Below are 23,759 nucleotides of genomic sequence, written 5' to 3' on the forward strand. Positions count from 1 at the left end.
GTTCCATGTCCGGGATGCCGACGACTTCGGCGTTCCCCGACGGCGCTTGGTCGCGCGCAACGTTTGGGCTCCGTTCCACGGCGTGCGTGCGCGTTTCGGGACGACCTCGACCGAAACGTTCGACCGGTGTCGCCTGTACGCTCCCCGTCTCCGCAGCGGCCAGGCATTCAGCCACGAAACTGCCGCGGCGCTGTGGGGAATGCCCGTTCCTCAGCGTCCGGGGGCGGGAACCCTGCATGTGAGCGCAGCGCCGCCGTCCCGAGAACCGCGAACCGTCGGCGTCGTCGGTCATCGCATCGCTATGAACGCTGAGGACACCACCACCGTGGCAGGGCTGCCGGTCACAACGCCGGTCGCCACCTCGGCCCACCTCGCGGGCTCACTCTCCGAGCACGCGCTTGTGGGCATCGGAGATTGGCTGCTGGCTCGCGGCATCCCGAAGGCGACGCTCGAAGCGACGGTCGCGGAGTTCACCGGCAGGGGTTCGGTGATATTGCGTCGCGCGGTCGAGCGAGTGCGCCCGGGGGTGGAGTCACCTCGTGAAACCGCGGTACGACTCGTGCTCGTCGACGCGGGGCTCCCTGAACCGTCGCTGAATTGGACGCTGCACTCGAACGGTCGGTTCGTCGCCCGCCTCGACATGGCGTATCGGGACTATCGCGTGGCGGTCGAATACGACGGCCGTCACCACGCGCTCGACGAGCAGTTTCGTCGCGACGCGGATCGATGGCGCGCTATCGGTGCCGCCGGCTGGATCCTGGTGCGGATCGTGTCTCACCACATGGAGTCGCCCGAGCGCGACATCGTCGACCCAGTGCGCCGCGCCCTTGCGTCCCGTGGCTGGTCGCCGTGATCGCTCTGGCCGAGTGTCCAAGACACGCCGCGTCTCGATGCGCGCATACGGCGTGTCTTGGACACTCGGATGCCGCAAAGACCCCCGCGACCTCAGTTGGTCAGGCCGGAGTAGGCGTGAAGGCCCTTGAAGAAGACGTTGACGATCGTGAAGTTGAACAGCACGGCGGCGAAGCCGATGATCGAGAGCCACGCCGAGCGGGTGCCGCGCCAGCCGCGGGTCGCGCGGGCGTGGATGTATCCGGCGTAGAGCACCCAGATGACGAAGGTCCAGACTTCCTTGGTGTCGAAGCCCCAGAAGCGACCCCAGGCGTCGTTGGCCCAGATGGACCCGGCGATGAGCGTGAAGGTCCAGAAGATGAACCCGACGATCGCGAAACGGTAGGCGAGCGACTCGAGAGCGTCGGCGTTCGGCAGGGTCTGCAGGAAGCTGCGCCGGGGGGCCGGGGCGTCCGACGACGCCGCGAGGGCGAGCTTGCGCTCCCGGCGCGTCTGCAGCAGCTGCATCACCGACAGCCCGAAGGCGAGGGCGAACAGCGCCGTCGCCAACGACGCGACGAAGACGTGGATGACGAGCCACACCGACTTCAGCGGATCGGCCAGCGGCACGACCTCGACGTGGAACGCCAGTGTCGCTCCGCCCAGCAGCACGATGGCGAGCCCGGTGATGAGCGCACCGAGGAAGCGGAGGTCGAAGCGGGTCAGCACGACGAGGTACACCGCAACGACGAGCAGCACGCCGGTCAGCGCGAACTCGTACATGTTCGACCACGGCACGCGCCCCGCGGCGACGCCGCGCAGCACGGTTCCCGCGAGGTGGAAGAGGAATCCGAGCGCGACGAGCGCCGTGCCCATGCGCGCCCACAGGTAGCGCGGCTTGGCGGAGGAGGGGCCGGATGCCGACGACCGCGGCGACGCGTCGATGACGCCGCCGCCGCCCGCGGTGACCAGTTCGCGCGCGACGACCTCGTCCTTGGCCTTGATCGCGAGGTCGGAGCGGCGGGCCAGGTCGATCGCGTACGCGATGAAGGCCAGCACGTAGATCGCAACGGCCGTCCACACGAGCAGGAGAGAGATCTCGTCGAGGAGCAGCGGGTCGGTTCCGGGCATGGTGTCAGTCTACTTTTCCGGGGTCGGGGCGGCTCTGGTCGTCCGAAGCCGGACGGGAGGGGCGGCTCTGCGTCTTCGGAGCCGGGAGTGAGGGGCGATGCCGTTCGACGACCTGGTCGACCGCGGCGGCGAGCGTGGGATCCTCCCCGCGGGCGAGGCCCGCGTACTCCACGCGGACGCTGTCGCCGTGCGTCGTGGCCTTCACCCACATGCGACGGCGCGGTACGAACAGCGCGGCGAGCAGGCCGAGGGTCGCGAGCGCGGCGAAGCCGAGCACCCAGGGCCCCGCGAGGTCGCGGTGGATCGACAGCGACGCGAAGCGCTTCACCGACCCGGCATAGCCCGTGGCACCGGCCGGCGCCTCGTTCTCGAACGTGATGGTGCCGAGGCCGTTCGGCAGGTCCTGGGTCTCGCCGGGCATGAGGCGCAGGGCGGGGGTGCCGCTGTCGCCGCCGGCGATCTGGGTCATGCCCGTGGGGTCGAGGGTGTAGACCGAGCGCGGGGTGCCGTTGTCGATACCGAGGTCGCCCGCGTACACGCGCAGCGTGAGGACCGGGTACTCGAGGTCGCCGTAGGTGGAGGTGAGCGCGCCCGACGTGAGGGTGTCCATCGTCGGGTAGAAGAAGCCGATGAGTCCGAGCTGCTCGGGCATGCCGTCGGCGACCTTGATGACGCCGAGCGAGGTCATGTTGGCATCCTGGGGAAGGAAGGCCACGGAGTCGTGGAAGACCTCCACGCCGTCGGCGTTGCGGATGGTCACCGTCGGCGCGTAGCCGTTGCCGAGGAGGTAGACGCGGTCGCCCTGCACGTCGAGCGGGTGGTTGACCCGAACCTGTCCGTCCTGACTCTGGCCGTCCGGGGTGAGGGTGGTCACGTTGGCGGCGAAGTCGCCGGCCTGCCCCGATCCGGGCTGTCCGGGCGGCACGTACGTGACGTCGAAGCGGTCGAGCGTCATCGAGTACGGAGCGAGGGCGTTGCTGTCGACGAAGCGGCCGGGATTGAACGACGAGTAGTCGAGGAGGCTGTTGGTGAACGCCTGTCCCTCGACGAGGACGCGCTGCCCGGTGTAGGTGAAGCCGCCGCCGACGCCGACGGCGACGAGCACGCCCACGAGCGCGGCGTGGAAGACGAGGTTGCCGGTCTCGCGCAGGTACCCCCGCTCGGCCGAGACCGAGAAGGCGCCGCGCCCGTCGTACCGGGCGACGCGGTAGCCGCTCTTGCGCAGCTGCGCCGCGGCGGAGTCGACGGCCGCGGCCGCGACGGTCGCGGCATCCTGCCCCGGCGGCACGGGCACGTCGACGGTGCGATGGTCGTCCAGGCGCGACAGCCGCGCGGGCGTCCGCGGCGGCTGCGCCCGCAGCGCCTTCCAGTGGTGCTTGGTGCGCGGCAGCACGCAGCCGATCAGCGAGATGAACAGCAGGATGTAGATCGCCGAGAACCAGGGCGACGTGTAGACGTCGAACAGGCTGAGCTTGTCGAACACCGGCGCGAGGTCGGGGTTGTCGGTGAAGTACTGCGTGACGCCGTTGGGGTCGGCGCTGCGCTGCGGGACGAGCGATCCCGGGACCGCGGCGATCGCGAGCAGCAGCAGCAGCACGAGCGCGGTGCGCATGCTCGTGAGCTGGCGCCACGCCCAGCGCAGCCACCCGACGACGCCGAGGCGCGGCGAGACGACGTCGTCGCCGGACGGGGGCGCGGAGTCGGCGTGGTCGGACGGACGGAGCACGCCGTCGGTGGGTTCGGTCACGGTCTTCTTCCGGTCGGGCGAGAGGTCAGAGCGGGAGTTGGACACCCTGCATCACCCCCTGCAGCGTCGACATCCACGTGCCCCAGAGGCCGGTCACCATCAGCAGGCCGAGCACGATCAGCAGGGCGCCGCCGATGAGGTTCACGAGCCGGATGTGGCGGCGCACGAACGCCACCGAACGGGTCGCCCATCCGAAGCCGAGGGCCAGGAGCAGGAACGGGATGCCGAGGCCCAGCGAGTACGCGAAGCCCAGGAGGGCGGCGCGGCCGGGGTCGCCCAGGTTGTACGACACCGAGAGGATCGCCGCCAGGGTCGGGCCGATGCACGGGGTCCAGCCGACCCCGAGCGCGATGCCCAGCAGCGGGGCGCCGATGAGACCGAGGTTGCCACGGGCCTGCAGACGCACCGAGCGCTGGGCGAGGCCGAACAGCCCGACGAACACCAGGCCCAGGAGGATGATGACGACGCCCATCACGCGGGTGATCACGTCGGCGTACCGCAGGAAGAACATGCCCACGGTGCCGCTGAAGACGTTGACGGCCATGAACACCAGCGTGAATCCGGCGATGAACAGCAGCGTGCCGAACACCAGCCGGGACCGTGCCGGCGCGGATGCCGATCCCCCGCGCGGCGAGACGGCGCCGCCGATGTAGCCGAGGTAGCCCGGGACGAGCGGCAGCACACACGGGGAGAGGAACGAGATCAGCCCCGCGGCCAGGGCGATGGGGATCGCGAGCCAGAGCGCGCCGTCGAAGACGAGGGCGCCCGGGTTCACGTGGTCTCCGCGAGGACCGTGCGCACCATCGCCTCGAGGATGGATGCCTCGGGCAGCTCGCCGATGATGCGTGCGGCGACGCGACCCTGCCGGTCGAGGACCAGGGTCGTGGGGGTGGCGTTGATGGGTGTCTTGTCGGCGAACGCCAACTTCAGTTCGGCGTCGCTCACCGCCATCAGGCTCGAGTACGACACCCCGTTGTCACGCGCGAAGGACAGCGCGGTCGCGGGCTGGTCGTACGTGTTGACGCCGAGGAACGAGACGTCCTGGCCCTCGAACGTCTGGTACGCCTGCTCGAGACGCGGCGCTTCGATGATGCACGGGCCGCACGTGGCGTACCAGAAGTTCACGACGAGCACCTTGCCGGCGTAGTCGGCGCTGGAGGCGGTGGAGCCGTTGTCGAGCGTGCCGGAGAAGTCCACGGGTTCGCCGCGGTTCTCGGGGGCGAGCTCCTGCGTCTGGAACCCGTTGGCGGCGATGTAGCCCTTGTTGTCGCCGGCGCGGTACTGCTCGGCGAGCGGGTCGGCGCTGCACGAGGCGAGGCCCGCGACCAGCGCGAGGGCGGCGGCGGCGGAGAGGATTCGGCGCATCACACGGCTCCTACGTCGACGGCTCCGGCCGTCGCGGCCGGCTCGGCGTACGCCACCTCGACCCAGCGCGAGGAGCCGGCGGCGCCGTCTCGCCGCTCGAAGCTCGTGACGCTCGACAGCGCGCAGCGGCGCTTGCGGGGGTCGTGGCGGGTGGGCTGCTGGGAGAGCGCGAGGTGCGTCACCCAGATGGGGAGCTGGTGGGAGACGACGACGACGTCGCCCGAGGGCACGCGGTCCCAGGCGTCGGCCATCGCCTCGGTCATGCGCGCGACGATGCGCTCGTACGGCTCGCCCCAGCTGGGCACCGCCGGGCGGGAGAGGTGCCGCCAGTTCAGCGGGTTGGCCAGGGCCTTCTTCATCCGTCGGCCCTCGAACACGTTGGTCGGTTCGATGACGCGATCGTCGATGAACGGCTCGATGCCGAAGAGTCCGACGAAGGGTTCGGCCGACTCGCGCGTGCGCTGCAGCGGCGAGACGACGAGGGCGCCGATCGGGCGCTCGAGCGCGTGCACGTACTCGGCGGCCTGCCGTGCCATGCGACGGCCGTCGACGCTCAACCCGAATCCGGGGAGCCGACCGTACAGCACGCGGCGGGGGTTGTGGACTTCCCCGTGGCGCACGAGATGGAGGCGGTCTGCGGGCACGGACTCCAGTCTACGGTCGGGTCTTGTGGGCCCGCTGAGCGAGGAGCGCCGTTGGTTCGACGGCGACCTATCCGCCCGCCCCGGTCACGCGTCGCGGCGCGCAGCGAGCAACGAGCGCACGCGCGCATAGAAGAACCACGCGACCCCCACCGTGACTCCGACGATGACGACGTACTTCAGGACGTCGGCGTACTGCTCGATGACGTGCCAGTTCTCGCCGAGCAGATACCCGGCCAGCACGAAGATCGTGTTCCAGATGAGGCTGCCGGCGGCGGTGAGCAGGCCGAAGCGCCACAGCGGCATCTTCGCGACGCCGGCGGGGATGGAGATGAGGCTGCGGAAGATCGGAACCATCCGCCCGAAGAACACGGCCTTGCCCCCGTGCCGCTCGAACCACGCGACGGTGCGGTCGACGTCCTCGGGGTGCAGCAGGGGGACCTTCGCCGCGATCGCGCGGAGCCGGGCCGCTCCGAGCCAGCGTCCGAGTCCGTACAGCGCGAACGCGCCCACGACCGAGCCGAGGGTGGTCCACAGCAGTGCTTCGAAGAGCGTGAACGAGCCGCGGCTGGCGGTGAGTCCGGCCATCGGGAGCACGACCTCGCTCGGGAGCGGCGGGAAGAGGTTCTCCAGCGCGATCGCGAGGCCGGCGCCGATGGGGCCGATGATCTCCATCAGCGAGACGGTCCAGTCGGCGAGCGACGTCAGCCAGGACTCGTCGCCCGAGGAGGAGTCCGCGGACGCGCCGCGCAGGGTCAGGGTGCTGTCGGTCATCGGGTGCCTTCGCGCTCGGTGATCGGCCGCCCGTCCGGACGCCCGCACGAAGCCTACGGCCGCAGGCTCGGCAGCACCTGTGAGGAGGAGGTCAGGATGCCGAGACCCCGGCGCCGACGATCGCGGCGGCGACGAACCACGTCACGGCCATGAGGGCGATCCCCGTCAGCGGCACCCAGAAGGCGATGCGGTGCCGCACCAGGCGGATGATCGCGACGACCACGGTCAGCAGCAGCACGACCCACGGGGCGAGGACGGCGAACCAGAGGCCGAAGTTCATCACGCCGTAGTCGCACGTCACGGAGCCGCAGGCGTCGGAGGCGAACGCGAGGAAGAACCCCGCGTACGAGCAGGCGAGGGCGGCGAGCGGCAGCAGGACGAGCAGCACGACCGTGATGACGAGGTCCCAGCCCCGGCGCGCGGGACGCGGCGGCCGTTCGGGCCGCAGCGTCCGGTACGACTCCGGGGGGAGGGAATACGTCACGGCCACATCCTAGAGATGCAGCGTCATCGATTCGCGTCGGACGGGCGTCGCGCCCTACGTTCGAGCCGTGTCGTCCTCCACGTCCGCCGCCCCCGCCGGGCCCGACGCCGTGTTCCCGATCGCGCGGGGGTTCCTCGACGCGCGTCCGGTCGGGCCCGTCGCGCTCTCCTACGGCGGCCCTCTTCCCGCCGTGCCCGCCGACCTCCGCGCCGATCTCCGCTCGGCCTGGGACCTCGACGTCATCCACGATCCCGCGGCGCCCGACCCGCTCGCCTCGCGGGCGTTCGGCATCCTGTACGGCCACCTGCGGGCCGAGCAGGTCGTTTTGGCACTGTCGGCTCGCACGAACCTGACGCTCGCCGGAGGCACGGTGCGCATCGTCGGTGACGGCGCGCCGGCCATCGCGCTGACGACGGTGCTGCGACGTCTGGGGGCCGCCGTCGTGCGCGCGACCGACGATCCGCTCGAACGACTCGCCGCCCGCCTCGACGGCATCCGCGTCGAGGCCGTCACCGCGCCCGGCTCGACGCCCGTGACGATCCTGACGGGCGTCGGCCACGACGGCGTCACGGCGACCGACGTGCGGGGCCTGGTCGCCGATGCCTCCCCCCGACCGGTGGATGCCGCCGACCTGCCGTCCCCGCGCCCGCACGTGCGCACGACCCCGAACGGATCCCTGGTGGAGATGCCCTCGCCCCTCCCTGTCGAGGGCGAGCGACCCACCTCGGCGCAGCTCCACCTCGTCGACGCCCTGATCGCGGCCCTGATCACCGGCGCCGACGACGCCTTCGCCTCGGCGGTGACCCCGTGAGCGGCCGGATCGCCGACCCGGGGCTGTGGCGGGCCGGGCACGACCGGATCGAGTGGGCCCGCGCCCACATGCCCGTGACGACGGCGCTCGCCGCCCGGCTCGCCCGCGACGGCACCGTCGCCGGGGTCCGCATCGGCGTCTCGGACGTGCTCGAGCCCAAGACCGCGACGATCGCGCTCGCGCTGGCCGAGGCCGGGGCCGACGTGACCGTCACCTCCGCCGGTCGCAACACCGACGACGCGGTGGCTGCGGCGCTGGCCCACGCCGGCATCCCGACCTACGCCCGCGCCGACGCCGACCGCACCGAGGACCGGGCCAACGCCCTGGCGCTTCTCGAGCACCGTCCGCACGTGATCGTGGACGACGGCGCCTCGACGATCCGCCTCGCCCACCTCGAGCGCCCCGACGTCGTCGCGGAGATGCGCGGCGCGACCGAGCAGACGACCTCGGGGGTACGGCCGCTGCGGCGCATGGAGGCCGAGGGCGCGCTGCGCATCCCCGTCGTGGCCGCGAACGACGCCCGGTCGAAGTCGCTGTTCGACAACATGCACGGCACCGGGCAGTCGGTCGTGTTCGCCGTCGCCGACGTGGCGGACCGCTCCTTCCGCGGCGCGACCGTCGCCGTCGTCGGGTTCGGACGCGTCGGCACCGGTATCGCGCAGCACGCCGCCGCGCTCGGCGCGCGGGTGGTCGTGACCGAGACCGATCCGGTCGCCGCGCTCCAGGCAGCCTTCACCGGGTTCGAGGTGCGCACCCTGGCGGAGGCCGTGCTGTTCGCCGACATCGTCATCTCGGCCACCGGCATCCGTCACACGATCGACGTCCCGCATCTCGACGCGCTGCGCGACGGAGCGGTCGTCGCGGTCGGCGGCGGCGTGGGCCAGGAGATCGCCCTGGATGCCGCTCGCGCGGCGGGGGCCGTCGAGATCGCCCGCACGGGAGCCGTCTCGGTCCTCCGGATGCCGAGCGGCGCCGAGGTCCGTGTCCTCGACGACGGGAACTGCCTCAACGTCAGCGCCGCCGAGGGCAACCCGGTGGAGATCATGGACCTCTCCTTCGGTGTCCAGCTCGCCTCCGTCGCCCACGTGCTCTCGACCCCCGGCCTCACCCCGGGGGTGCACGACCTGCCCCGGGCCGCCGACGACGAGGTCGCCGCGATCGCCCTCTCGTCGTTCGGCGGCACGTTGGACGCGCCGTCCGCGGCGCAGCAGGCGTTCCTCGCGACGTGGAATCCCGAGGAGGGCGAGGAGTGACCGTCGTCGTCCACCGCGCCCCGGTCGTCCTCTCCCCCGACTCCCCGCCGCTGACGGACGGAGCCGTCACGATCGCCGACGGGCGCATCGGCCACGTCGGTCCCGCCGACGAGGTGCTCGCCGCCGCCGGCCCCGACGCCGAGCTGCACGAGTGGGACGGCGCGCTGACCCCCGGTCTCGTCAACGCCCACACGCACCTGCAGTACAGCGACATGGCGGCCGTCGGCCTCGCCGAGCACACCGGCTTCGAGGCGTGGATGAGCGCCTTCATGGAGCTCTACCCCGTGCCCCGCGACTGGGGCGCGTCGGCCGCGGCGGGCGCTGCGCTGGCCCTGCGCTCCGGCACGACGGCCGTCGCCGAGATCGTCACCGATGCCGCCGCCGGTTCCGCCGTGCACGACGCGGGGCTCCACGGCATCGCGTTCTGGGAGGTGCTCGGCTGGACCGAGCGCGCGTGGGCCGAGAACGGCGAGCGCACGGTGCGCGCCGAGCTCGCGGCCCTCCCCACCCCGCCGGCGACAGGTCTGTCGCCCCACGCGGTCTACTCGCTCGACACCGCCGTGCTGCGCGATCTCTCGCGCCTCGCCCGAACGCTCGGTGTGCGCCAGCACATCCATGCGGCGGAGTCGGCGTGGGAGGACGCGTACGTGCGCTCCGGGACGGGCGATCTCGCCGAGCGGTGGCAGGCCAACGGACGCGGCGAGTTCGCCCTGCTCCGCGACGGCGGCGTCGGCACGGGTGTCATCCGGTACCTCGACGACCTCGGCGCCCTGACCCCGACGACGCATCTCGCGCACGGGATCTACGTGGATGCCGACGACCGGGCGCTCCTGCGCGCCCGCGGCGTCAGCGTGGCGCTGTGCCCCCGCTCGAACGCCGTGATCGGCCTGGACCCGCCCCCGGTGGCCGCGTACCTGCGCGAGGGCAACGCCATCGCCGTCGGCACGGACTCGCTGTCGTCGTCGCCGAGCCTCTCCCCGTGGCAGGACGTCGCCGCGCTCGCGGACATCGCCCGCGCCCAGGGGTACGCCGATGACGACCTCCACGCGCGCCTGTTCGCGGCCGCGACGACGGGAGGCGCGCGCGCCCTCGGACTGGATGCCGACACCGGCGTCCTCCGGGCGGGGGCCCGCGCCGACCTCGCCGTCTTCCCCGTCGCCTCTGCCACGCCGCGCGACGCCCTCGCCGAGCTCGTCGAGGACGGCCCCGCCGAGGCATCCCTCACCGTCGTCGGCGGCCGCGTCCGCTGGGCGACCACCGTCGATCACGAACGGACCACCACCCATGTCTGACCCCCGCCCGCTGCTGTTCGGCCTCTACGAGCAGGCCTGCGTCGGCAACGGCTCCTCGGCCGCGAGCCTGTGGACCCACCCCGCCGACGACCGGTTGTCGGCGACGTCGCTGCGCTACTGGACCGACCAGGCGCGGCGCGTCGAGGACGCCGGCATGGACCTGTTCTTCTTCGGCGACGTGCTCGGGCTGTACGACACGTACCGGGGCGGGGCCGAGACCGCGATCCGTCACGGCGTGGAGATCCCGGCGCTCGATCCGATGCTGCACATCCCGGCGCTCGCCGCGGTCACCGACCGCATCGCGTTCGGGACGACGGTGTCGACGACGTACGAGCACCCGTTCGCGCATGCCCGCCGCTTCTCCACTCTCGACCACCTCACCGGCGGGCGGATCGGCTGGAACGTCGTGACGTCGTACCTGCCGGGAGCCGCGGCGAACTTCGGTCTGGACGTCATGGCCCACGACAGCCGCTACGACCGCGCCGACGAGTTCCTCGAGGTCGCGTACGCGCTGTGGGAGCGCAGCTGGGACGACGACGCCTTCGTCGGCGACAAGGCGTCCGGGGTCTTCGCCGACCCCGCCAAGGTGCACCGCATCGACCACGTCGGCGAGCACTTCCGGGTCGCGGGTCCTCACCTCGTGACCCCGTCGCCCCAGCGCACCCCCGTGGTCATCCAGGCCGGATGGTCGCCGCGCGGCCGCGAGTTCGCCGCCCGGCACGCCGAGCTGATCTTCGTGGGCGACTCCGATCCGGTCGCGGTGCGCGAGGGGCTGGCCGGCATCCGCCGTCGGGCGGAGGAGCTGGGGCGGGATGCCTCCCAGATCCGCGCCGTGGTGGGCATGAACCTCGTGGTCGCCCCGACCGCGGTCGCGGTGCAGGAGAAGATCGACTCGCTGCAGGCGCACTACGCCGCGGAGGCGCAACTGGCGGCCTACGCCGGGTGGGGCGGGATCGACTTCTCGCAGTACGCCGACGACGAGCCGCTCGTCAAGCGCAGCACGAACGCGACGCAGACCAAGGAGACGCGCAGCGACGCGCCCGTGCTCACCGCCGGAGACGTGCGCCGCCAGTTCTCGAAAGTGACCGCGTTCGCGGACGACCGCTTCCTCGGCACCCCCGACACGGTCGCCGACTCCATCGGGGCCTTCGTCGAGGAGTCGGGGGTCGACGGCTTCCTGCTGCACCCGTTCCTGTCGCCCGGATCCGTCGAGGACTTCGCCGAGCTCCTCGTCCCGGCGTTGCGCGAGCGGGGGCTGTACGGCGGCTTCCCGCAGGACGGCACGTTCCGGTCGCGGCTGCGCACCGACCGCCGCGACCGCCTCGGCGACGACCACCCCGCGCGCTCCGGCGCGCGATGAGCCGGTGGCGCCGCGGTCAGTCGCGCGGCGCCGGTCCGGTCGAGAGCGCGTGGACGAACCGGCGGAGGAACTCCGTCTTGTCGAACGCCGTCACCGCGCGGACGGTCGAGCCCTCCGGCGTCCCCCACACCAGCGGCAGGCCGTCGTGCGTGAGCGCGATGCGGGTCGCGAGGGAGTCGGCGTACGGCGTGTAGTCCACCGGTCCCTCGATCCAGCTCGTCACGATCTCCGGGCGGTGCAGGATGACGGTCGCCAGGCCGTCGTGGGCGGACGAGATCCGACGCCCCCACTTGTACTGGTAGAAGTCGTTGTACGCGTCGAGCACCTCGCCGGCGAACGTCGCCCACGGGGTCCCGACCCCGCGCAGCACGGCGAGCACGTGCTCGTCGAGGATCGCCGTCGCCGTGACGTTCACTCCCACCATGACGACGTTGCCGGAGTTGCGCGCCCCGAACACGATCTCGGCGGCGCGACGGTCGTTGGCGGTGTTGGCATCCGTCAGGGTCGCACCACCCGGGGCCGGGTACGGACCCGCCCCGCCCATGATGACCACCGATCGGAACTTCAAAAACAGGTCGGGGTCGCGCTCGAGCGCGCGGGCGATGTTGGTGAGGGGCCCCAGGGGGTGCAGGTCCACCTCGCCGGGGTGCTCCGCGGCGATGCGCACGATGGCATCCACCGCGCTCTCGTCCTCGACGCGCAGCTCGGCGCGCTCGAAGCGGTCGCCGAGGCCGTCGGCGCCGTGGACGAAGTCGGCGATGGACGCCTCGCCCTCGATGGGGGCCGCCTCCCCCAGGTGCACCGGGATGTCCTCGCGCCCCGCGAGCCGCAGCACGGTGCGGACGTTGCGCGCCGAGTCCTCCACCGGTGTGTTGCCGTAGATCGTCGTGATGGCCTCGATCGCGACGTCGGGCTGGGCCAGCAGGTACATGAGGGAGTGCGCGTCGTCGAGGCCGGTGTCGGTGTCCACGAGGACGCGGCGGACGACGGAAGCAGAAGCGGATGCCATGCACTCACCCTGCCCGGTCGCCCGCGTCGACACGGCGCGGTGTTACATCGCGTGACGCGTTCGTTCCCTGTTCGTCACGAGAAGCCCCCAGAGTGAGGGATGACACGGGCGGCCCCGACCCGTGTCCCTCACAGCACAGGTCGATCGGCGCCGTCGGCGTCATCGGGAACGGACACACCCCATGGCATCCACGTCTCAGCGACTGCGACGCGTCGCGCTTCCCGCGGCCGGTCTCACCGCCGCCCTCGCCCTCACCGCCTGCGCGGGCGGTCAGGCCGCTCCTGCCCAAACGGACGGGTTCGACGGCGTCAGCCTGACCGTCTGGAACAACATCGACTTCGAGCCCTACCAGGGCCTGCAGAAGCAGTACTTCGAAGCGTGCGCCGCCGACCTCGGCATCACGGTCGACGTGCAGACCCAGTCCGGCGACTACACCACGAAGCTGCTGCAGGCCGCCGGCGCCAAGGCGCTGCCCGACGTGGCCCTCCTCTCCACCGACACGCAGCTGCCGCAGCTGGCCGCCCAGGGCGTGCTCGCAGACCTCAGCTCGTACGACGTGAGCACGGACGGTCTCGCCGACAGCGCCGCCGACCTCGGCCGCTACGACGGCACGCTCTACGGTCTGCCCGTGCAGGTCGAGGACTACGCCATCTTCTACAACAAGGCCGCCTTCGCCGCCGCCGGAGTGTCCGAGACCGCGCCGAAGACCTTCGACGACCTCGTGAAGCTCGCAGCGTCGTTGACCACGGCCGACCAGAAGGGCATCGTCCTCCCCGGCATCGGCGGCGACGGCTCGACCCCCGTGTACTTCCTGCCGTTCCTCCTCTCCGCCGGCGGCGACCCCGCCGACCCGACCGGCACCGGTGCCGTCGAGGCCGTCGACCTGTACAAGAAGCTCGTCGACAACGGCTCGCTCTCGTCCGAGTTCGTCAACTGGGGCTGGGACTCGATCGACCAGTGGACCTCCGGCAAGACCGCTCTGACGGTGTCGGGCCCCTGGAACCTCGTCGACACCTCGATCCCGTTCGAGTGGGGCACGTTCCCCTTCCCGACCGCCACCTCCGGCGAGTCGCCGAAGGTGAACCTCCTCGGCTACGCCTACGGCGTCGCCGCCAATGCCGATGCGACGAAGGAAGCCGCAGCCGCGGCGCTGGTCAAGTGCCGCGCGTCCGAGGAGAACCAGGTCGACACCGCGGTCCAGGGCGGATACATCCCCGCGCTGAAGAGCGCGCAGGCCACCTTCGTCGAGAAGGTCCCGGCCGCGGCCCCGTTCGTCGACGCCGTCGACGGCGCCTACAACTCCGCGCAGCTCGGCACCGAGTGGAACACGCTGCAGCAGCAGTACGTCGACGCCATCCAGGCGGCGACGGTCGGCGGACAGACGGCACAGGCCGCCCTGGAGCAGGCCAGCGGCAAGTGACGGCGGACACGCTGACGACGACCGGCCGGCCGGGGGCACGCACCCCCGGCCGGTTCCGGCGTTCCCTGGCCGCGCGCCAGCGCGGTGAGCTGTGGGGGTTCCTCACCCCGGCCATCGTGTTCTTCGTCGTCTTCTTCCTGTTCCCCCTCGGGTACGGCGTGTACATGAGCACGACGAACTTCACGACGGGGACGTTCATCACCGGCCGGGCGCCGTTCGTCGGGACGGCGAACTTCGAGGCGATCCTCTCCGAGCCGATCACCTTCCGCGCGCTGGCGAACACCGTCACGATCACCGTGGTCTCGGTCGTCGTCGAGCTCGTCCTGGGGCTTCTCCTCGCGCTGCTCTTCGCCCGGCGCTTCCCCGGCAGCCGGTGGCTGCCCACCCTGATCCTCCTGCCGTGGCTGCTCCCGGCGGTCGTCGTGGCGACCGTCTGGAAGTCGCTCCTCGCCGGCGACGGACCGATCAACGACGTGCTGAGTTCCCTCGGACTTCCCGCCGAGGCGTGGCTGGCGAACCCGGCCACTGCCCTCCCTGCCGTCATCGTGGTCGCCGTGTGGGCGAGCCTGCCCTACTGGGCCACGATCCTGGGCGCTGCCCTGAAGCAGGTGCCGGCCGAACAGCTCGAGGCGGCTCAGCTCGACGGGGCGGGCGCCTGGCGTCGCCTCGTCTCGATCGTGCTGCCGACGATCTGGCCCGTGATCTCGGTGCTCGTCGTCATGAGCGTCGTCTACACGCTCCTCATCGTCGACCTCGTGCTCGTGCTCACGGCCGGCGGGCCCGCCAACAGCACCGTGACCCTCGGCCTGCTGTCCTACCGGCAGGCGTTCCAGCAGTTCCAGTTCGGACTCGGCGGCGCCTACGGGATGCTGCTGCTGGGCATCAGCATCCTGTTCGCGATCGTGTACACCGTGATGTCCATGCGCCAGGAGCGTGACGAATGACCGCGACCCTGCCCGCCGCCCCGGCCCCCGCGACGACCGCCCCGGTCGCCGCTCCCGTCGCCGAGCGTCGCCGCCGCCGCGGCTGGACGTGGACGATCGTCACGATCGTCGTGCTCGCCGTCTACCTCTTCCCCGTCTACTGGATGATCTCGGCGTCGCTGCAGCCCTCCGCCAACTCGGCGGACACCGCCTGGTTCCCGGCCTCCCCCGGACTCGGCGGCTACGAGAAGGCGCTCGACGACGCCGGCATCGGCGGGTTGCGCGTCTCGGTCCTGGTCTCGCTCGGCTCGGTGCTCGTGACGCTGCTCGTGGCCATCCCGGCCGCGTACGCGCTCAGCCGCCTGCGGTCGCGGGCGGTCAGCATCGCCCTCATCCTGCTGCTGCTCGCGCAGATGATCCCGAGCGTCGTCCTGGCCACCTCGTTCTACGCGATGTTCAACTCGTGGGGCCTGCTCAACACGTTCATCGGACTCATCCTGGCCAACGCCACCGCGGGCGTCCCGTTCGCGGTCATCGTGATGAGGGCCTTCATGCTGCGCCTGGACACCGAGGTGATCGAGGCGGCGACGGTCGACGGACTCGGGCCGATCGGCACGCTGTGGCGGATCGTCGTCCCGCTCTCGCGCAACGCCATCGTCACCGCCGGCGTCTTCGCGTTCCTCTTCAGCTGGGGCGATCTGCTGTTCGGCCTGACCCTGGTCAACCGCAACGAGATGTACCCCATGTCGGTGCTGATCCTGGCGCTGGCGAACTCGAACCTCAACACGTGGGCGGCGACGATGGCCGCTTCCCTGATCGCGAGCGTCCCCGCGCTGGTGGTGATCCTCGCGGCTCAGCGCCACGTCAAGGCGGGTCTGAGCGCGGGCGCGGGACGCTGAGCACGGGCGGGCCCGCCCCCGCACGTAGACTGGTCCCTCGTGAGCGAACGCGTCCTGATCCAGCAGTTGAAGTCCCTTCCGGCCGGCCCCGTCTCGGTGTCGGGGTGGGTCGAGACCGTCCGCGATCAGAAGAAGGTCCAGTTCATCGTCCTCCGCGACGAGACCGGCGCCGTCCAGCTGGTCAACCCGGCCACGCGTCCCTCCGAGGAGGCCGGTGAACAGGATGCCGCCGCCCTGGCCCTCACCGAGACGATCGGCGCCCTCGCCAACGGCACGTTCCTGACGGTCCGCGGCGAGCTCAAGCACGACGAGCGCGTCAAGCTCGGCGGCGTCGAGATCAAGATCGGCGAACTCGAGATCTCCGCTGCCGCCAACCCCGAGACCCCGATCGCCGCCGACAGCGGTCTGGACAAGCGCATGGACTGGCGCTTCCTCGACCTCCGCCAGCGTCGCAACAACCTCATCTTCCGCGTGCAGACCACCCTCGAGAACGCCATGCGCACGTACTGGGTCGAGCGCGACTACATCGAGATCCACTCCCCCAAGCTCATGGCATCCCCCTCGGAGTCCAACGCCGAGCTGTTCGAGGTGCCCTACTTCGAGGACAAGACCGCGTACCTCGCGCAGAGCCCGCAGTTCTTCAAGCAGATGGCGCAGGTCGCCGGCTTCGGCAAGATCTTCGAGATCGCACCCGCGTTCCGCGCCGACCCGTCCTTCACGAGCCGCCACGCGACCGAGTTCACCTCGGTGGATGCGGAGATCAGCTGGATCGACTCGCACGAGGACGTCGCCCGTATGCAGGAGGAGCTCCTGCAGACAGCGTTCCAGGCGGTCAAGGACAAGCACGGCGACGAGATCCAGGAGCTGTTCGGCGTCGAGGTGCAGGTGCCGACCCTGCCGTTCCCGCGCATCCCGCTCGCGGAGGCCCGTGAGATCGTCGCGGCCCGCGGCTACGACATCCCGCGCACCGACGGCGACCTCGACCCCGAGGGCGAGCGCCAGATCGCCGCGCACGTCCGCGAAGCGTTCGGCCACCAGTTCGTCTTCGTGACCGACTACCACCCCGAGATCCGCGCGTTCTACCACATGCGCGACCCCGAGACCGGGCTCACGAAGTCGTACGACCTGCTGTTCAACGGCGTCGAGATCACCACCGGCGCGCAGCGCGAGCACCGCGTCGACGTCCTGGTGGAGCAGGCGAAGGAGAAGGGGCTCGACCCCGAGCACCTCGATTTCTACCTCGACTTCTTCCGCTTCGGCGCCCCGCCGCACGGCGGCTTCGGCATGGGCCTCGCGCGCGTGCTGATGCTCCTGCTCGGCGAGTCGTCGATCCGCGAGGTCACCTTCCTCTTCCGCGGCCCCACGCGCCTGGCTCCCTGAGTTCCCCCGCCCGACGCCCGAGGTTCACTCACCGGGCCGGGCGAGGTCATCCGTGACGCCTAGCGTGTCGTCATGGTCGAAGGCAGCGCCGCGGTGGCCGTCCCCTCGGACGGTACCTCGGGCGCGGGGTGGAGCGTACGGCTCTCGGGGGTGACCCGCTCACGCGCGGGCGCGCGGGTCCTCGACGGAATCGACCTCGACCTGCCCGCGGGGGGCATCGTCGCGATCGTCGGCGAGTCCGGCTGCGGCGCGACCACCCTCGCGGGGATCATCGCCGGCCGCGAACGGGCCGACCACGGCGAGGTGCTCATCGACGGGCGGGCACGACCCGATGCGCCGCGACTCGGTGGGGTCTTCGATGACGGCGCTCCGCGCTTCGGGCGGGTACGCGACGCCGTGCTGCCCCGCGCGCGTCATCCCCGCGGTGCCGACGACGAGGTGAGGCGCCTCCTCGCCCTCGTCGGGCTGACCTCCCCGGATGCCGGGATACGGCGCCTGTCGCGGGGCGACCGGCAACGGCTCGCGATCGCGCGGGCGCTGGCCGCCGAGCCCCGAGCCCTCGTCCTCGACGATGCGCTCAGCGCTCTGCACACCGTCGGTCGGGAGCGACTGCGGGACGCTCTGGTCCGCGAGCTCCGCCGCCGCGGAACGACGACTGTCTGGGTCACCCGCGACACCGCCGAAGCCATCGCCGTCGCCGACCGCGTGATCGTCCTCGACCGCGGACGCATCGCCGCCGACGGCACACCCGAGCAGGTCTACGCGCGCGCTGCCGAGCCCGCCGTCGCGGCGGTGCTCGGACCGGTGAGCAGCGTGCCCGGCATCGTCGAGGGATCCGAGGTCGACGTGTGGGGGCAGCATCTCCCCCTGGCCGGGTCCGCGCACGACGGGCACTGCGAAGTGCTGGTCCGCCCTGAGAACGTCGTCCTCGTGGCGCCGGACGCGCCCGGGATGGATGCCGTCGTCGAGGAGAGCAGGTTCCTCGGTCGCGTGCGGCGGTCGCTCGTGCGCACGCTCGACGGCAGCCTCGTCCACGTGGATCACGCCGCCGATGCACGCCTGGACCTTCACGCCCGGGTGCGGATCGCCCTCGCGGCCGTTCCCGTGACGACGCGGCCGCTCAGCTGAGGGCTGGGCTCAGGCGGGGAAATCGATCCCCGCACGCTCCGTCACCACGGTGCGGACGAACGCCGCCACCTCCTGGTGCGCCGGGTGCACCTGATACCGCTCGAGAGCCTCGACGTCCGCGAACTCGCTGACGAGCGCCACGTCCCAGTTCGTCTGCGGGTAGGCGACGTTCCGCCCCACCTCGAGGTGTTCGATCTCGGCGATCTCGCCGCGGAGCGACAGCAGCCGCTCGGCGATCTGCTCCGCGTGCAGCGCGCGGGTGTCGGCGTCGTCCGCCGCGAGCTTCCACAGGACGATGTGACGGATGCTCACGCGGAGGCTCCTTCGGGGTCGGCCGCGAGAAGCGCGGCACGGAGACGGTCGGCGGACACGCGCCAGTGCGCGTGCAGTTCGCCGTCGATCAGGACGACGGGGATCTTCTCCCACCACCGCTCGTAGAGGGCGGTGTCCTCGGCGATCGACGCCTGCTCGATGACGAGCCGGTCGGCCACCTCGGCCGGAAGCTCGCCCACGACCGTCTCGACGATCTGCTCGGCGACGTCGCAGAGATGACAGTCGGGCTTGCCGATGAGCGTGAGGGTCGTCACCCCACCCATCCTAGGAGGGCGCGACGAGGTGTCAGGACTCGACGTCGTAGCCCGAGGCGATCCACTCGCCCGTGCCGCCCTCGACGTTGGTGGCGTCGTGGCCGCGCGCCGACAGGGCCTCGACGACCCGCGCCGAGCGACCGCCGGCCTGGCAGATGACGTCGAAGGCCCCCTCCGGGAGCTGGTCCAGGTTCTCGCCGAGCGTCGACATCGGCAGGTTGACGGCGCCGGGGACGTGTCCTCCGGCGAACTCGTCGACCTCGCGCACATCGATCAGCGGACGATCGCGTCCGGCGTGCAGGTCGTGGACCGAGATGGACTGCATGTGTGCTCCTCGAAAGGACGTCGGTGATCGGATGCCGCATACACGAAGCGCCCGTCGGATGACAGGCGCTCGGTGTGGTGGTCGCGTTACTTCTTGTTGCGACGCTGGTGACGAGTCTTGCGAAGCAGCTTGCGGTGCTTCTTCTTCGCCATGCGCTTACGGCGCTTCTTGATGACAGAACCCACGGAAAACCTCACTAAGTCGGGGTCTGGGTGCCGATGTCGGCTCCCGGGAACGGGCAGGCGTTGGAAAAAGGCCTCGGACCAGTCTAGCCGACGTCGGACACCGGCCGCTGCACGGCCTCGGCGACCGCCGATTCGGGCACCCGGTAGCTGCGTCCGAACCGCACGGCGGGCAGTTCTCCGGCGTGCACGAGGCGGTAGACGGTCATCTTCGAGACACGCATCAGATCTGCGACCTCGGCGACCGTCAGGAAACGCACGTCGGGCAGCTCTGCCATCGATCACCCTTCGCCGCGGGTGTCCGCCACCCCTGTTCGCTGTGGACACACTCTAGGGTCTGCCCGAGACGCGTGTAAACCTATGGGGCTTCTGTGACGGAAGTGTGATGCGGATGCCGGGTTCCCGCGGCCCTGCGGCCGTTCAGCGGCCGGGGAGTTTGCGGAACGCGGAGGTGACCGAGTGCTTCACCGAGGCGGCCGCGCGGCCCATCACCTCGGCCGCGTGGACGGCGGGTTCCGGCAGGGCGGGCTCGTTCTCGACGTCGACCGAGAAGAACGGCACGAGCCAGTCGTCGACCTCGTCGAGCGGGGCCACCGCCAGGCTGTAGTAGCGGTGCTGGCCCTCCTCGCGCACCGAGACCAGTTCCGCCTCGCGCAGCACCTTCAGGTGCTTCGAGACGGTGGGCTGGCTGACGCCGAGCGCGTGCACGATCTGTGAGACGCTCGTGCCCCGCTCACCGCCGGTCGCCCGGTCCAGGAGCAGCTGAAGGATGTCGCGACGCGTGCCGTCAGCTATCACGTCGAAGATGTCCGCCATGGCATTAGGTTAGCCGCGAGCCCGCCCGAGTACCATGATTCGGGTTCCATCCCCGAAGGGAGCGACGCATGGCGGCGACGCCCGACGAGGTGCGTATGTCGATGCGCGTACGCCGCATCGCCTTCCGAGCATGGGACGGGCTGCGCGATCTGACCACGGCATCCCCCGCTCGATTCGCGGTGCTGGTGTTCGTCATCCTGATCCTCCTGTTCACCGCGCTCTTCTCGCTCCCGGCCGCGGCCGCGGACGGACAACGCACGCCGCTCGCCGACGCTCTGTTCACCGCGGTGTCCACCATCTGCGTGACCGGTCTGTCGACGGTGAACATGTACAGCCACTGGTCGCCGCTCGGGCACGTCATCACCTACCTGGGGGTGAACGTCGGCGCACTCGGCGTGCTCACCCTCGCCTCGATCCTGGGCCTCGTCATCTCCAAGCGCCTGGGCCTTCGGGCCAAGCTCATCGCCGCGGGCGACAGCAACCCGCTCCGCGCCCACGGCGGGCCGGTCAACGAGGGGCAGACCATCCGCCTGGGCGAGGTCGGCCAGCTGCTGCGCACCGTCGCGCTGTCCACCCTCGTGATCGAGGCCGGTCTCACGGTGCTGATCTACCCCTCGCTGGTCATCGGCGGCATCGACCCGCTCGTCGCCCTGTGGGAGGCGCCGTACTACGCCGCGATGGCGTTCACGAACACCGGCTTCATCCCCAACGCCGACGGCCTGACGCCGTTCGCGCAGGACTACTTCCTGCTGACGGTGCTCATGATCGGCGTGTTCCTCGGCTCGATCGGGTTCCCGGTGATCTTCACGCTGTGGCGCCACTGGTGGCGGTTCCGGCTGTGGTCGCTGCACGCGAAGCTGACGATCATCACGACCGTGGTCCTCTTCTTCGCCGGCGCCGGCGTCATTCTGCTGCTGGAATACGACAACCCCCTCACCTTCGGAAGCATGGACGCGTGGGACACCACGTTCCAGGCGTTCTTCCTGTCGGCCATGACCCGGTCCGGAGGCTTCTCCGTCGTCAACGTCGGAGATCTCAACGGTGCCACGCTCATCGTCGGATCCATGCTCATGTTCGTCGGCGGGGGCTCGGCATCCACCGCCGGCGGCATCAAGGTCACGACGCTGGCCGTCCTCGCCCTCGCCGTGTTCTCGGAGGCGAAGGGTCGTCCGTCGGTGCAGGCGTTCGGGCGGCGCATCCCCAGCGACGTGCAGCGCGTGGCGCTCTCGGTCGTGGCGTGGGGGGCGACGATCGTGGCGATCTCCACCGTCACGATCAGCCGCATCACCGACGCCCCCATCGAATACGTGCTCTTCGACGTCATCTCCGGTTTCGCCACCGTGGGCCTGTCGACGGGACTCACCGCCGAACTGCCCGACCCGGCCGTGTACGTGCTGGCGCTCACGATGTTCATGGGGCGCATTGGTACTGTGACTCTCGCCGCGGGCGTCGCGGCGTCCTCCCGTTCGCAGCTCTACGCGCTGCCCGTCGAAAGGCCGATCGTTGGTTGAACGGATCCGCAGCGACGCGCCCGTCCTCGTCATCGGCCTCGGGCGTTTCGGCGCGGCGTGCGCCGGCGAGCTGGACCGGCTGGACCGCGAAGTGCTCGCCGTCGACGGCAACCTCGACCTCGTCCAGAAGTGGTCCGAGCGCGTCACGCACGCCGTCCAGGCCGACGCGCGCAACATCGACGCACTGCGCCAGATCGGTGCGCAGGATTTCCAGGTCGCGGTCGTCGCGGTCGGGTCCCTGATCGAAGCGTCCGTGCTCATCACGGCGAACCTGGTCGACCTGAAGGTGCCCCAGATCTGGGCGAAGGCGGTGTCGCAGTCGCACGGCAAGATCCTCGCCCGCGTCGGCGCGAACCACGTCATCTACCCCGAGGCCGAAGCCGGTGAGCGCGTCGCGCACCTCGTCAGCGGCCGCATGCTCGACTTCATCCGCTTCGACGACGACTTCGTGCTCGCGAAGATGTACCCGCCGAAACTCGTCCGCGGCGTCGGCCTGAACGAGTCGGGCGTGCGGACGAAGTACAACGTGACGGTCGTCGGAGTGAAGAGCCCGGGCCGCCCCTTCCGCTACGCGGAGGCGAACACCATCGTCACCAACCACGACCTCATCATCGTCTCGGGCACCAACAGCGACATCGAGCGGTTCGCGGCACTGGATCGCTAGACGGCGATCTCCAGCGCGACGGTGACGACGTCGTCGACGCCGAGGTGCTCGGCATCCTGCAGCGCTTCCTTGATCGGCACGATGTAGGCGCCGTCCTTCGGCCAGAGCGCCGTGGTCACCCGCGTCTGCCCGATCGTGACGGCGGCGGGGATCATGCCCCAGCCGTAGGTGACCACGGGGGCGACCTCGGCGATCGCCGCGGCCTCGACGGACGGCACGGTGACGAAGTGGTACGGCGCGGGTCCGCGCCAGTACCAGATCGGTCCCTCGAACCTCAGGCGCATGTCACGCCCCGGCGGCGAGTTCCTTCGCCCGCGCGAGCGCGGCCTCGGCCGCCGCGGTGAACGTGTCGTCGAGGTGCGCGTCCTGCAGCACCGCGACCGCCCGCTCCGTGGTGCCCTTGGGGCTGGTGACGCGGCGGCGGAGTTCGGCCGGATCCACGTCGGCGGATGCCAGCAGCGCCGTCGCGCCGATGAAGGTCTGCTCGGCCAGCAGACGTGCGGCGTCGTCGTCGAAGCCCATGCGGACCGCCGCCTTCGTGAACTCCTCGATGAGGAGGAACACGTACGCGGGCCCGGAACCCGAGATGGTGGAGAGCGCGTCGATCTGCGACTCGGGGACCTCGACGACGTGGCCCACCGTCTCGAACAGCGCACGGACGAGCGCGACGTCCTCCGCCGTCGCGTCGGCACCGGCGGCGAGACCCGTGACGCCCTTGCCGACGAGCGAGGGCGTGTTCGGCATCGAGCGCAGCGTCGCCACGCCCGCGCCGAGGTGACGTGCGAAGGTCTCGAGGGTCACGCCGGCCGCGAGGCTGACCACGACCGCGCCGGGTCGGAGGTGCGGCGCGATCTCGTCGAGGAGATCGGGCACCATGGCGGGCTTCACGCCGATGAGGATCACGTCGGCGGATGCCGCGGCGACGGTGTTGCCGTCGGGGGCGGTCTCCAGCGCGACACTGGTGACGCCCTCCAGCCCGGCGAGTTCGGCCGCCTTGGCCGCCGAACGGTTGGTGGCGGTCACTCCCCCGCCGGTGAGGCCCGCGGCGACGAGTCCGCGCAGGATCGCGCCCCCCATGGAACCGGCGCCGAGGAACGCGAGCGGGGGCAGGGTGGGGGTGGCATCCGTCATGCACGCAAGTCTACGAACCCTGAGTGCGGCCGATAGGGGCGCGCGTTAGAGTCGGAACGCGCCCGTAGCGGAGCGGACGCGAGTGACACGGAGGA

At 71.0% G+C, this 23,759-nt stretch carries 28 protein-coding genes; 12 read left to right on the plus strand and 16 right to left on the minus strand.

Annotation, left to right across the window (positions count from 1 at the left end; genetic code table 11):
* Positions 1-301 precede the first annotated feature (301 nt).
* Complete coding sequence (locus CSIV_RS16470) at positions 302-853, plus strand: endonuclease domain-containing protein (protein ID WP_083735188.1); 552 nt, start codon at positions 302-304, stop codon at positions 851-853.
* A gap of 92 nt (positions 854-945) precedes the next feature.
* Here the strand turns inward: CSIV_RS16470 and ccsB are convergent, their stop codons facing one another.
* The 7 genes from ccsB to CSIV_RS16505 form a co-directional block, all read right to left on the minus strand.
* Positions 946-1,962, minus strand: a complete 1,017-nt coding sequence (gene ccsB / locus CSIV_RS16475) for a c-type cytochrome biogenesis protein CcsB (RefSeq protein ID WP_077052393.1) — start codon at positions 1,960-1,962, stop codon at positions 946-948.
* 4 nt (positions 1,963-1,966) lie between these two features.
* Complete coding sequence (gene resB / locus CSIV_RS16480; RefSeq protein ID WP_077052731.1) at positions 1,967-3,709, minus strand: cytochrome c biogenesis protein ResB; 1,743 nt, start codon at positions 3,707-3,709, stop codon at positions 1,967-1,969.
* Positions 3,710-3,734: 25 nt separating this feature from the next.
* Positions 3,735-4,484, minus strand: a complete 750-nt coding sequence (locus tag CSIV_RS16485; protein ID WP_077052394.1) for a cytochrome c biogenesis CcdA family protein — start codon at positions 4,482-4,484, stop codon at positions 3,735-3,737.
* A complete protein-coding gene (locus CSIV_RS16490; protein ID WP_077052395.1) occupies positions 4,481-5,074 on the minus strand; it encodes a TlpA family protein disulfide reductase in 594 nt (197 codons plus the stop codon). The genes CSIV_RS16485 and CSIV_RS16490 overlap by 4 nt, the downstream gene beginning before the upstream one ends.
* Positions 5,074-5,718, minus strand: coding sequence for a histidine phosphatase family protein (locus tag CSIV_RS16495; protein WP_077052396.1), 645 nt, complete (start codon positions 5,716-5,718; stop codon positions 5,074-5,076). The genes CSIV_RS16490 and CSIV_RS16495 overlap by 1 nt, the downstream gene beginning before the upstream one ends.
* A gap of 84 nt (positions 5,719-5,802) precedes the next feature.
* Complete coding sequence (locus CSIV_RS16500; protein ID WP_077052397.1) at positions 5,803-6,489, minus strand: DedA family protein; 687 nt, start codon at positions 6,487-6,489, stop codon at positions 5,803-5,805.
* Between the two features lie 91 nt (positions 6,490-6,580).
* Positions 6,581-6,973 carry a hypothetical protein gene (locus tag CSIV_RS16505; protein WP_139340743.1) on the minus strand — a complete coding sequence of 131 codons (393 nt, stop codon included), beginning with the start codon at positions 6,971-6,973 and terminating at the stop codon, positions 6,581-6,583.
* A gap of 67 nt (positions 6,974-7,040) precedes the next feature.
* On the opposite strand from CSIV_RS16505, the gene CSIV_RS18520 reads away from it, so the two are divergent.
* The 4 genes from CSIV_RS18520 to CSIV_RS16525 are packed head-to-tail and all read left to right on the plus strand — an operon-like array spanning position 7,041 to position 11,689.
* The gene (locus tag CSIV_RS18520; RefSeq protein ID WP_077052398.1) at positions 7,041-7,784 is read left to right on the plus strand and encodes a hypothetical protein; all 744 of its coding nucleotides are present in this window, start codon (positions 7,041-7,043) and stop codon (positions 7,782-7,784) included.
* Entirely contained in the window at positions 7,781-9,037 is a 1,257-nt protein-coding gene (locus CSIV_RS16515; RefSeq protein WP_077052399.1) for an adenosylhomocysteinase, read from the plus strand. Before CSIV_RS18520 ends, CSIV_RS16515 begins: the two co-directional genes overlap by 4 nt.
* Positions 9,034-10,329: an amidohydrolase family protein gene (locus tag CSIV_RS16520; protein ID WP_077052400.1), complete on the plus strand. Its 1,296-nt coding sequence runs from the start codon at positions 9,034-9,036 to the stop codon at positions 10,327-10,329. The genes CSIV_RS16515 and CSIV_RS16520 overlap by 4 nt, the downstream gene beginning before the upstream one ends.
* The gene (locus tag CSIV_RS16525; protein WP_077052401.1) at positions 10,322-11,689 is read left to right on the plus strand and encodes an NtaA/DmoA family FMN-dependent monooxygenase; all 1,368 of its coding nucleotides are present in this window, start codon (positions 10,322-10,324) and stop codon (positions 11,687-11,689) included. The genes CSIV_RS16520 and CSIV_RS16525 overlap by 8 nt, the downstream gene beginning before the upstream one ends.
* A 16-nt stretch (positions 11,690-11,705) precedes the next feature.
* On the opposite strand, the gene CSIV_RS16530 is transcribed toward CSIV_RS16525, so the two are convergent.
* Positions 11,706-12,698: a nucleoside hydrolase gene (locus CSIV_RS16530; protein ID WP_077052733.1), complete on the minus strand. Its 993-nt coding sequence runs from the start codon at positions 12,696-12,698 to the stop codon at positions 11,706-11,708.
* A 181-nt stretch (positions 12,699-12,879) separates the two neighbouring features.
* On the opposite strand from CSIV_RS16530, the gene CSIV_RS16535 reads away from it, so the two are divergent.
* From CSIV_RS16535 to CSIV_RS16555, 5 genes are all read left to right on the plus strand, one after another.
* Positions 12,880-14,118, plus strand: coding sequence for a sugar ABC transporter substrate-binding protein (locus tag CSIV_RS16535; protein ID WP_077052402.1), 1,239 nt, complete (start codon positions 12,880-12,882; stop codon positions 14,116-14,118).
* Positions 14,115-15,062: a carbohydrate ABC transporter permease gene (locus CSIV_RS16540; RefSeq protein WP_083735192.1), complete on the plus strand. Its 948-nt coding sequence runs from the start codon at positions 14,115-14,117 to the stop codon at positions 15,060-15,062. Before CSIV_RS16535 ends, CSIV_RS16540 begins: the two co-directional genes overlap by 4 nt.
* On the plus strand, positions 15,059-15,940 hold the full coding sequence (locus CSIV_RS16545) for a carbohydrate ABC transporter permease (RefSeq protein ID WP_077052403.1): 882 nt from the start codon (positions 15,059-15,061) through the stop codon (positions 15,938-15,940). The genes CSIV_RS16540 and CSIV_RS16545 overlap by 4 nt, the downstream gene beginning before the upstream one ends.
* 39 nt (positions 15,941-15,979) lie before the next feature.
* Positions 15,980-17,320, plus strand: coding sequence for an aspartate--tRNA(Asn) ligase (aspS, locus tag CSIV_RS16550; RefSeq protein ID WP_077052404.1), 1,341 nt, complete (start codon positions 15,980-15,982; stop codon positions 17,318-17,320).
* A 72-nt stretch (positions 17,321-17,392) separates the two neighbouring features.
* The gene (locus CSIV_RS16555) at positions 17,393-18,448 is read left to right on the plus strand and encodes an ATP-binding cassette domain-containing protein (protein WP_077052405.1); all 1,056 of its coding nucleotides are present in this window, start codon (positions 17,393-17,395) and stop codon (positions 18,446-18,448) included.
* 9 nt (positions 18,449-18,457) lie between these two features.
* Here CSIV_RS16555 and CSIV_RS16560 read toward each other — a convergent pair whose 3' ends face one another.
* From CSIV_RS16560 to CSIV_RS16585, 6 genes are all read right to left on the minus strand, one after another.
* Positions 18,458-18,760: a Dabb family protein gene (locus CSIV_RS16560; protein WP_077052406.1), complete on the minus strand. Its 303-nt coding sequence runs from the start codon at positions 18,758-18,760 to the stop codon at positions 18,458-18,460.
* Positions 18,757-19,035, minus strand: a complete 279-nt coding sequence (locus tag CSIV_RS16565; protein ID WP_083735193.1) for a glutaredoxin family protein — start codon at positions 19,033-19,035, stop codon at positions 18,757-18,759. Before CSIV_RS16565 ends, CSIV_RS16560 begins: the two co-directional genes overlap by 4 nt.
* A gap of 31 nt (positions 19,036-19,066) precedes the next feature.
* Positions 19,067-19,360: a rhodanese-like domain-containing protein gene (locus CSIV_RS16570; RefSeq protein ID WP_077052408.1), complete on the minus strand. Its 294-nt coding sequence runs from the start codon at positions 19,358-19,360 to the stop codon at positions 19,067-19,069.
* Positions 19,361-19,446: 86 nt separating this feature from the next.
* Positions 19,447-19,545, minus strand: a complete 99-nt coding sequence (locus CSIV_RS16575; RefSeq protein ID WP_003792170.1) for a 30S ribosomal protein bS22 — start codon at positions 19,543-19,545, stop codon at positions 19,447-19,449.
* An 83-nt stretch (positions 19,546-19,628) separates the two neighbouring features.
* Entirely contained in the window at positions 19,629-19,820 is a 192-nt protein-coding gene (locus tag CSIV_RS16580; protein WP_022877899.1) for a helix-turn-helix domain-containing protein, read from the minus strand.
* A 142-nt stretch (positions 19,821-19,962) separates the two neighbouring features.
* Complete coding sequence (locus CSIV_RS16585; protein ID WP_077052409.1) at positions 19,963-20,358, minus strand: ArsR/SmtB family transcription factor; 396 nt, start codon at positions 20,356-20,358, stop codon at positions 19,963-19,965.
* Between the two features lie 95 nt (positions 20,359-20,453).
* Here CSIV_RS16585 and CSIV_RS16590 point away from each other — a divergent pair, with 95 nt between their 5' ends.
* The gene (locus tag CSIV_RS16590; RefSeq protein ID WP_083735235.1) at positions 20,454-21,869 is read left to right on the plus strand and encodes a potassium transporter TrkG; all 1,416 of its coding nucleotides are present in this window, start codon (positions 20,454-20,456) and stop codon (positions 21,867-21,869) included.
* Positions 21,862-22,533, plus strand: a complete 672-nt coding sequence (locus CSIV_RS16595) for a potassium channel family protein (protein WP_077052411.1) — start codon at positions 21,862-21,864, stop codon at positions 22,531-22,533. Before CSIV_RS16590 ends, CSIV_RS16595 begins: the two co-directional genes overlap by 8 nt.
* Here CSIV_RS16595 and CSIV_RS16600 read toward each other — a convergent pair.
* Positions 22,530-22,817, minus strand: a complete 288-nt coding sequence (locus CSIV_RS16600) for a DUF1905 domain-containing protein (RefSeq protein WP_077052412.1) — start codon at positions 22,815-22,817, stop codon at positions 22,530-22,532. The genes CSIV_RS16595 and CSIV_RS16600 overlap by 4 nt on opposite strands.
* 1 nt (position 22,818) lies before the next feature.
* Positions 22,819-23,664, minus strand: a complete 846-nt coding sequence (proC, locus tag CSIV_RS16605) for a pyrroline-5-carboxylate reductase (protein WP_077052413.1) — start codon at positions 23,662-23,664, stop codon at positions 22,819-22,821.
* Positions 23,665-23,759 lie beyond the last annotated feature (95 nt).

Origin of the sequence: Microbacterium sp. CSI-V, from assembly GCF_001984105.1 — a bacterium.
Lineage (GTDB): Bacteria > Actinomycetota > Actinomycetes > Actinomycetales > Microbacteriaceae > Microbacterium.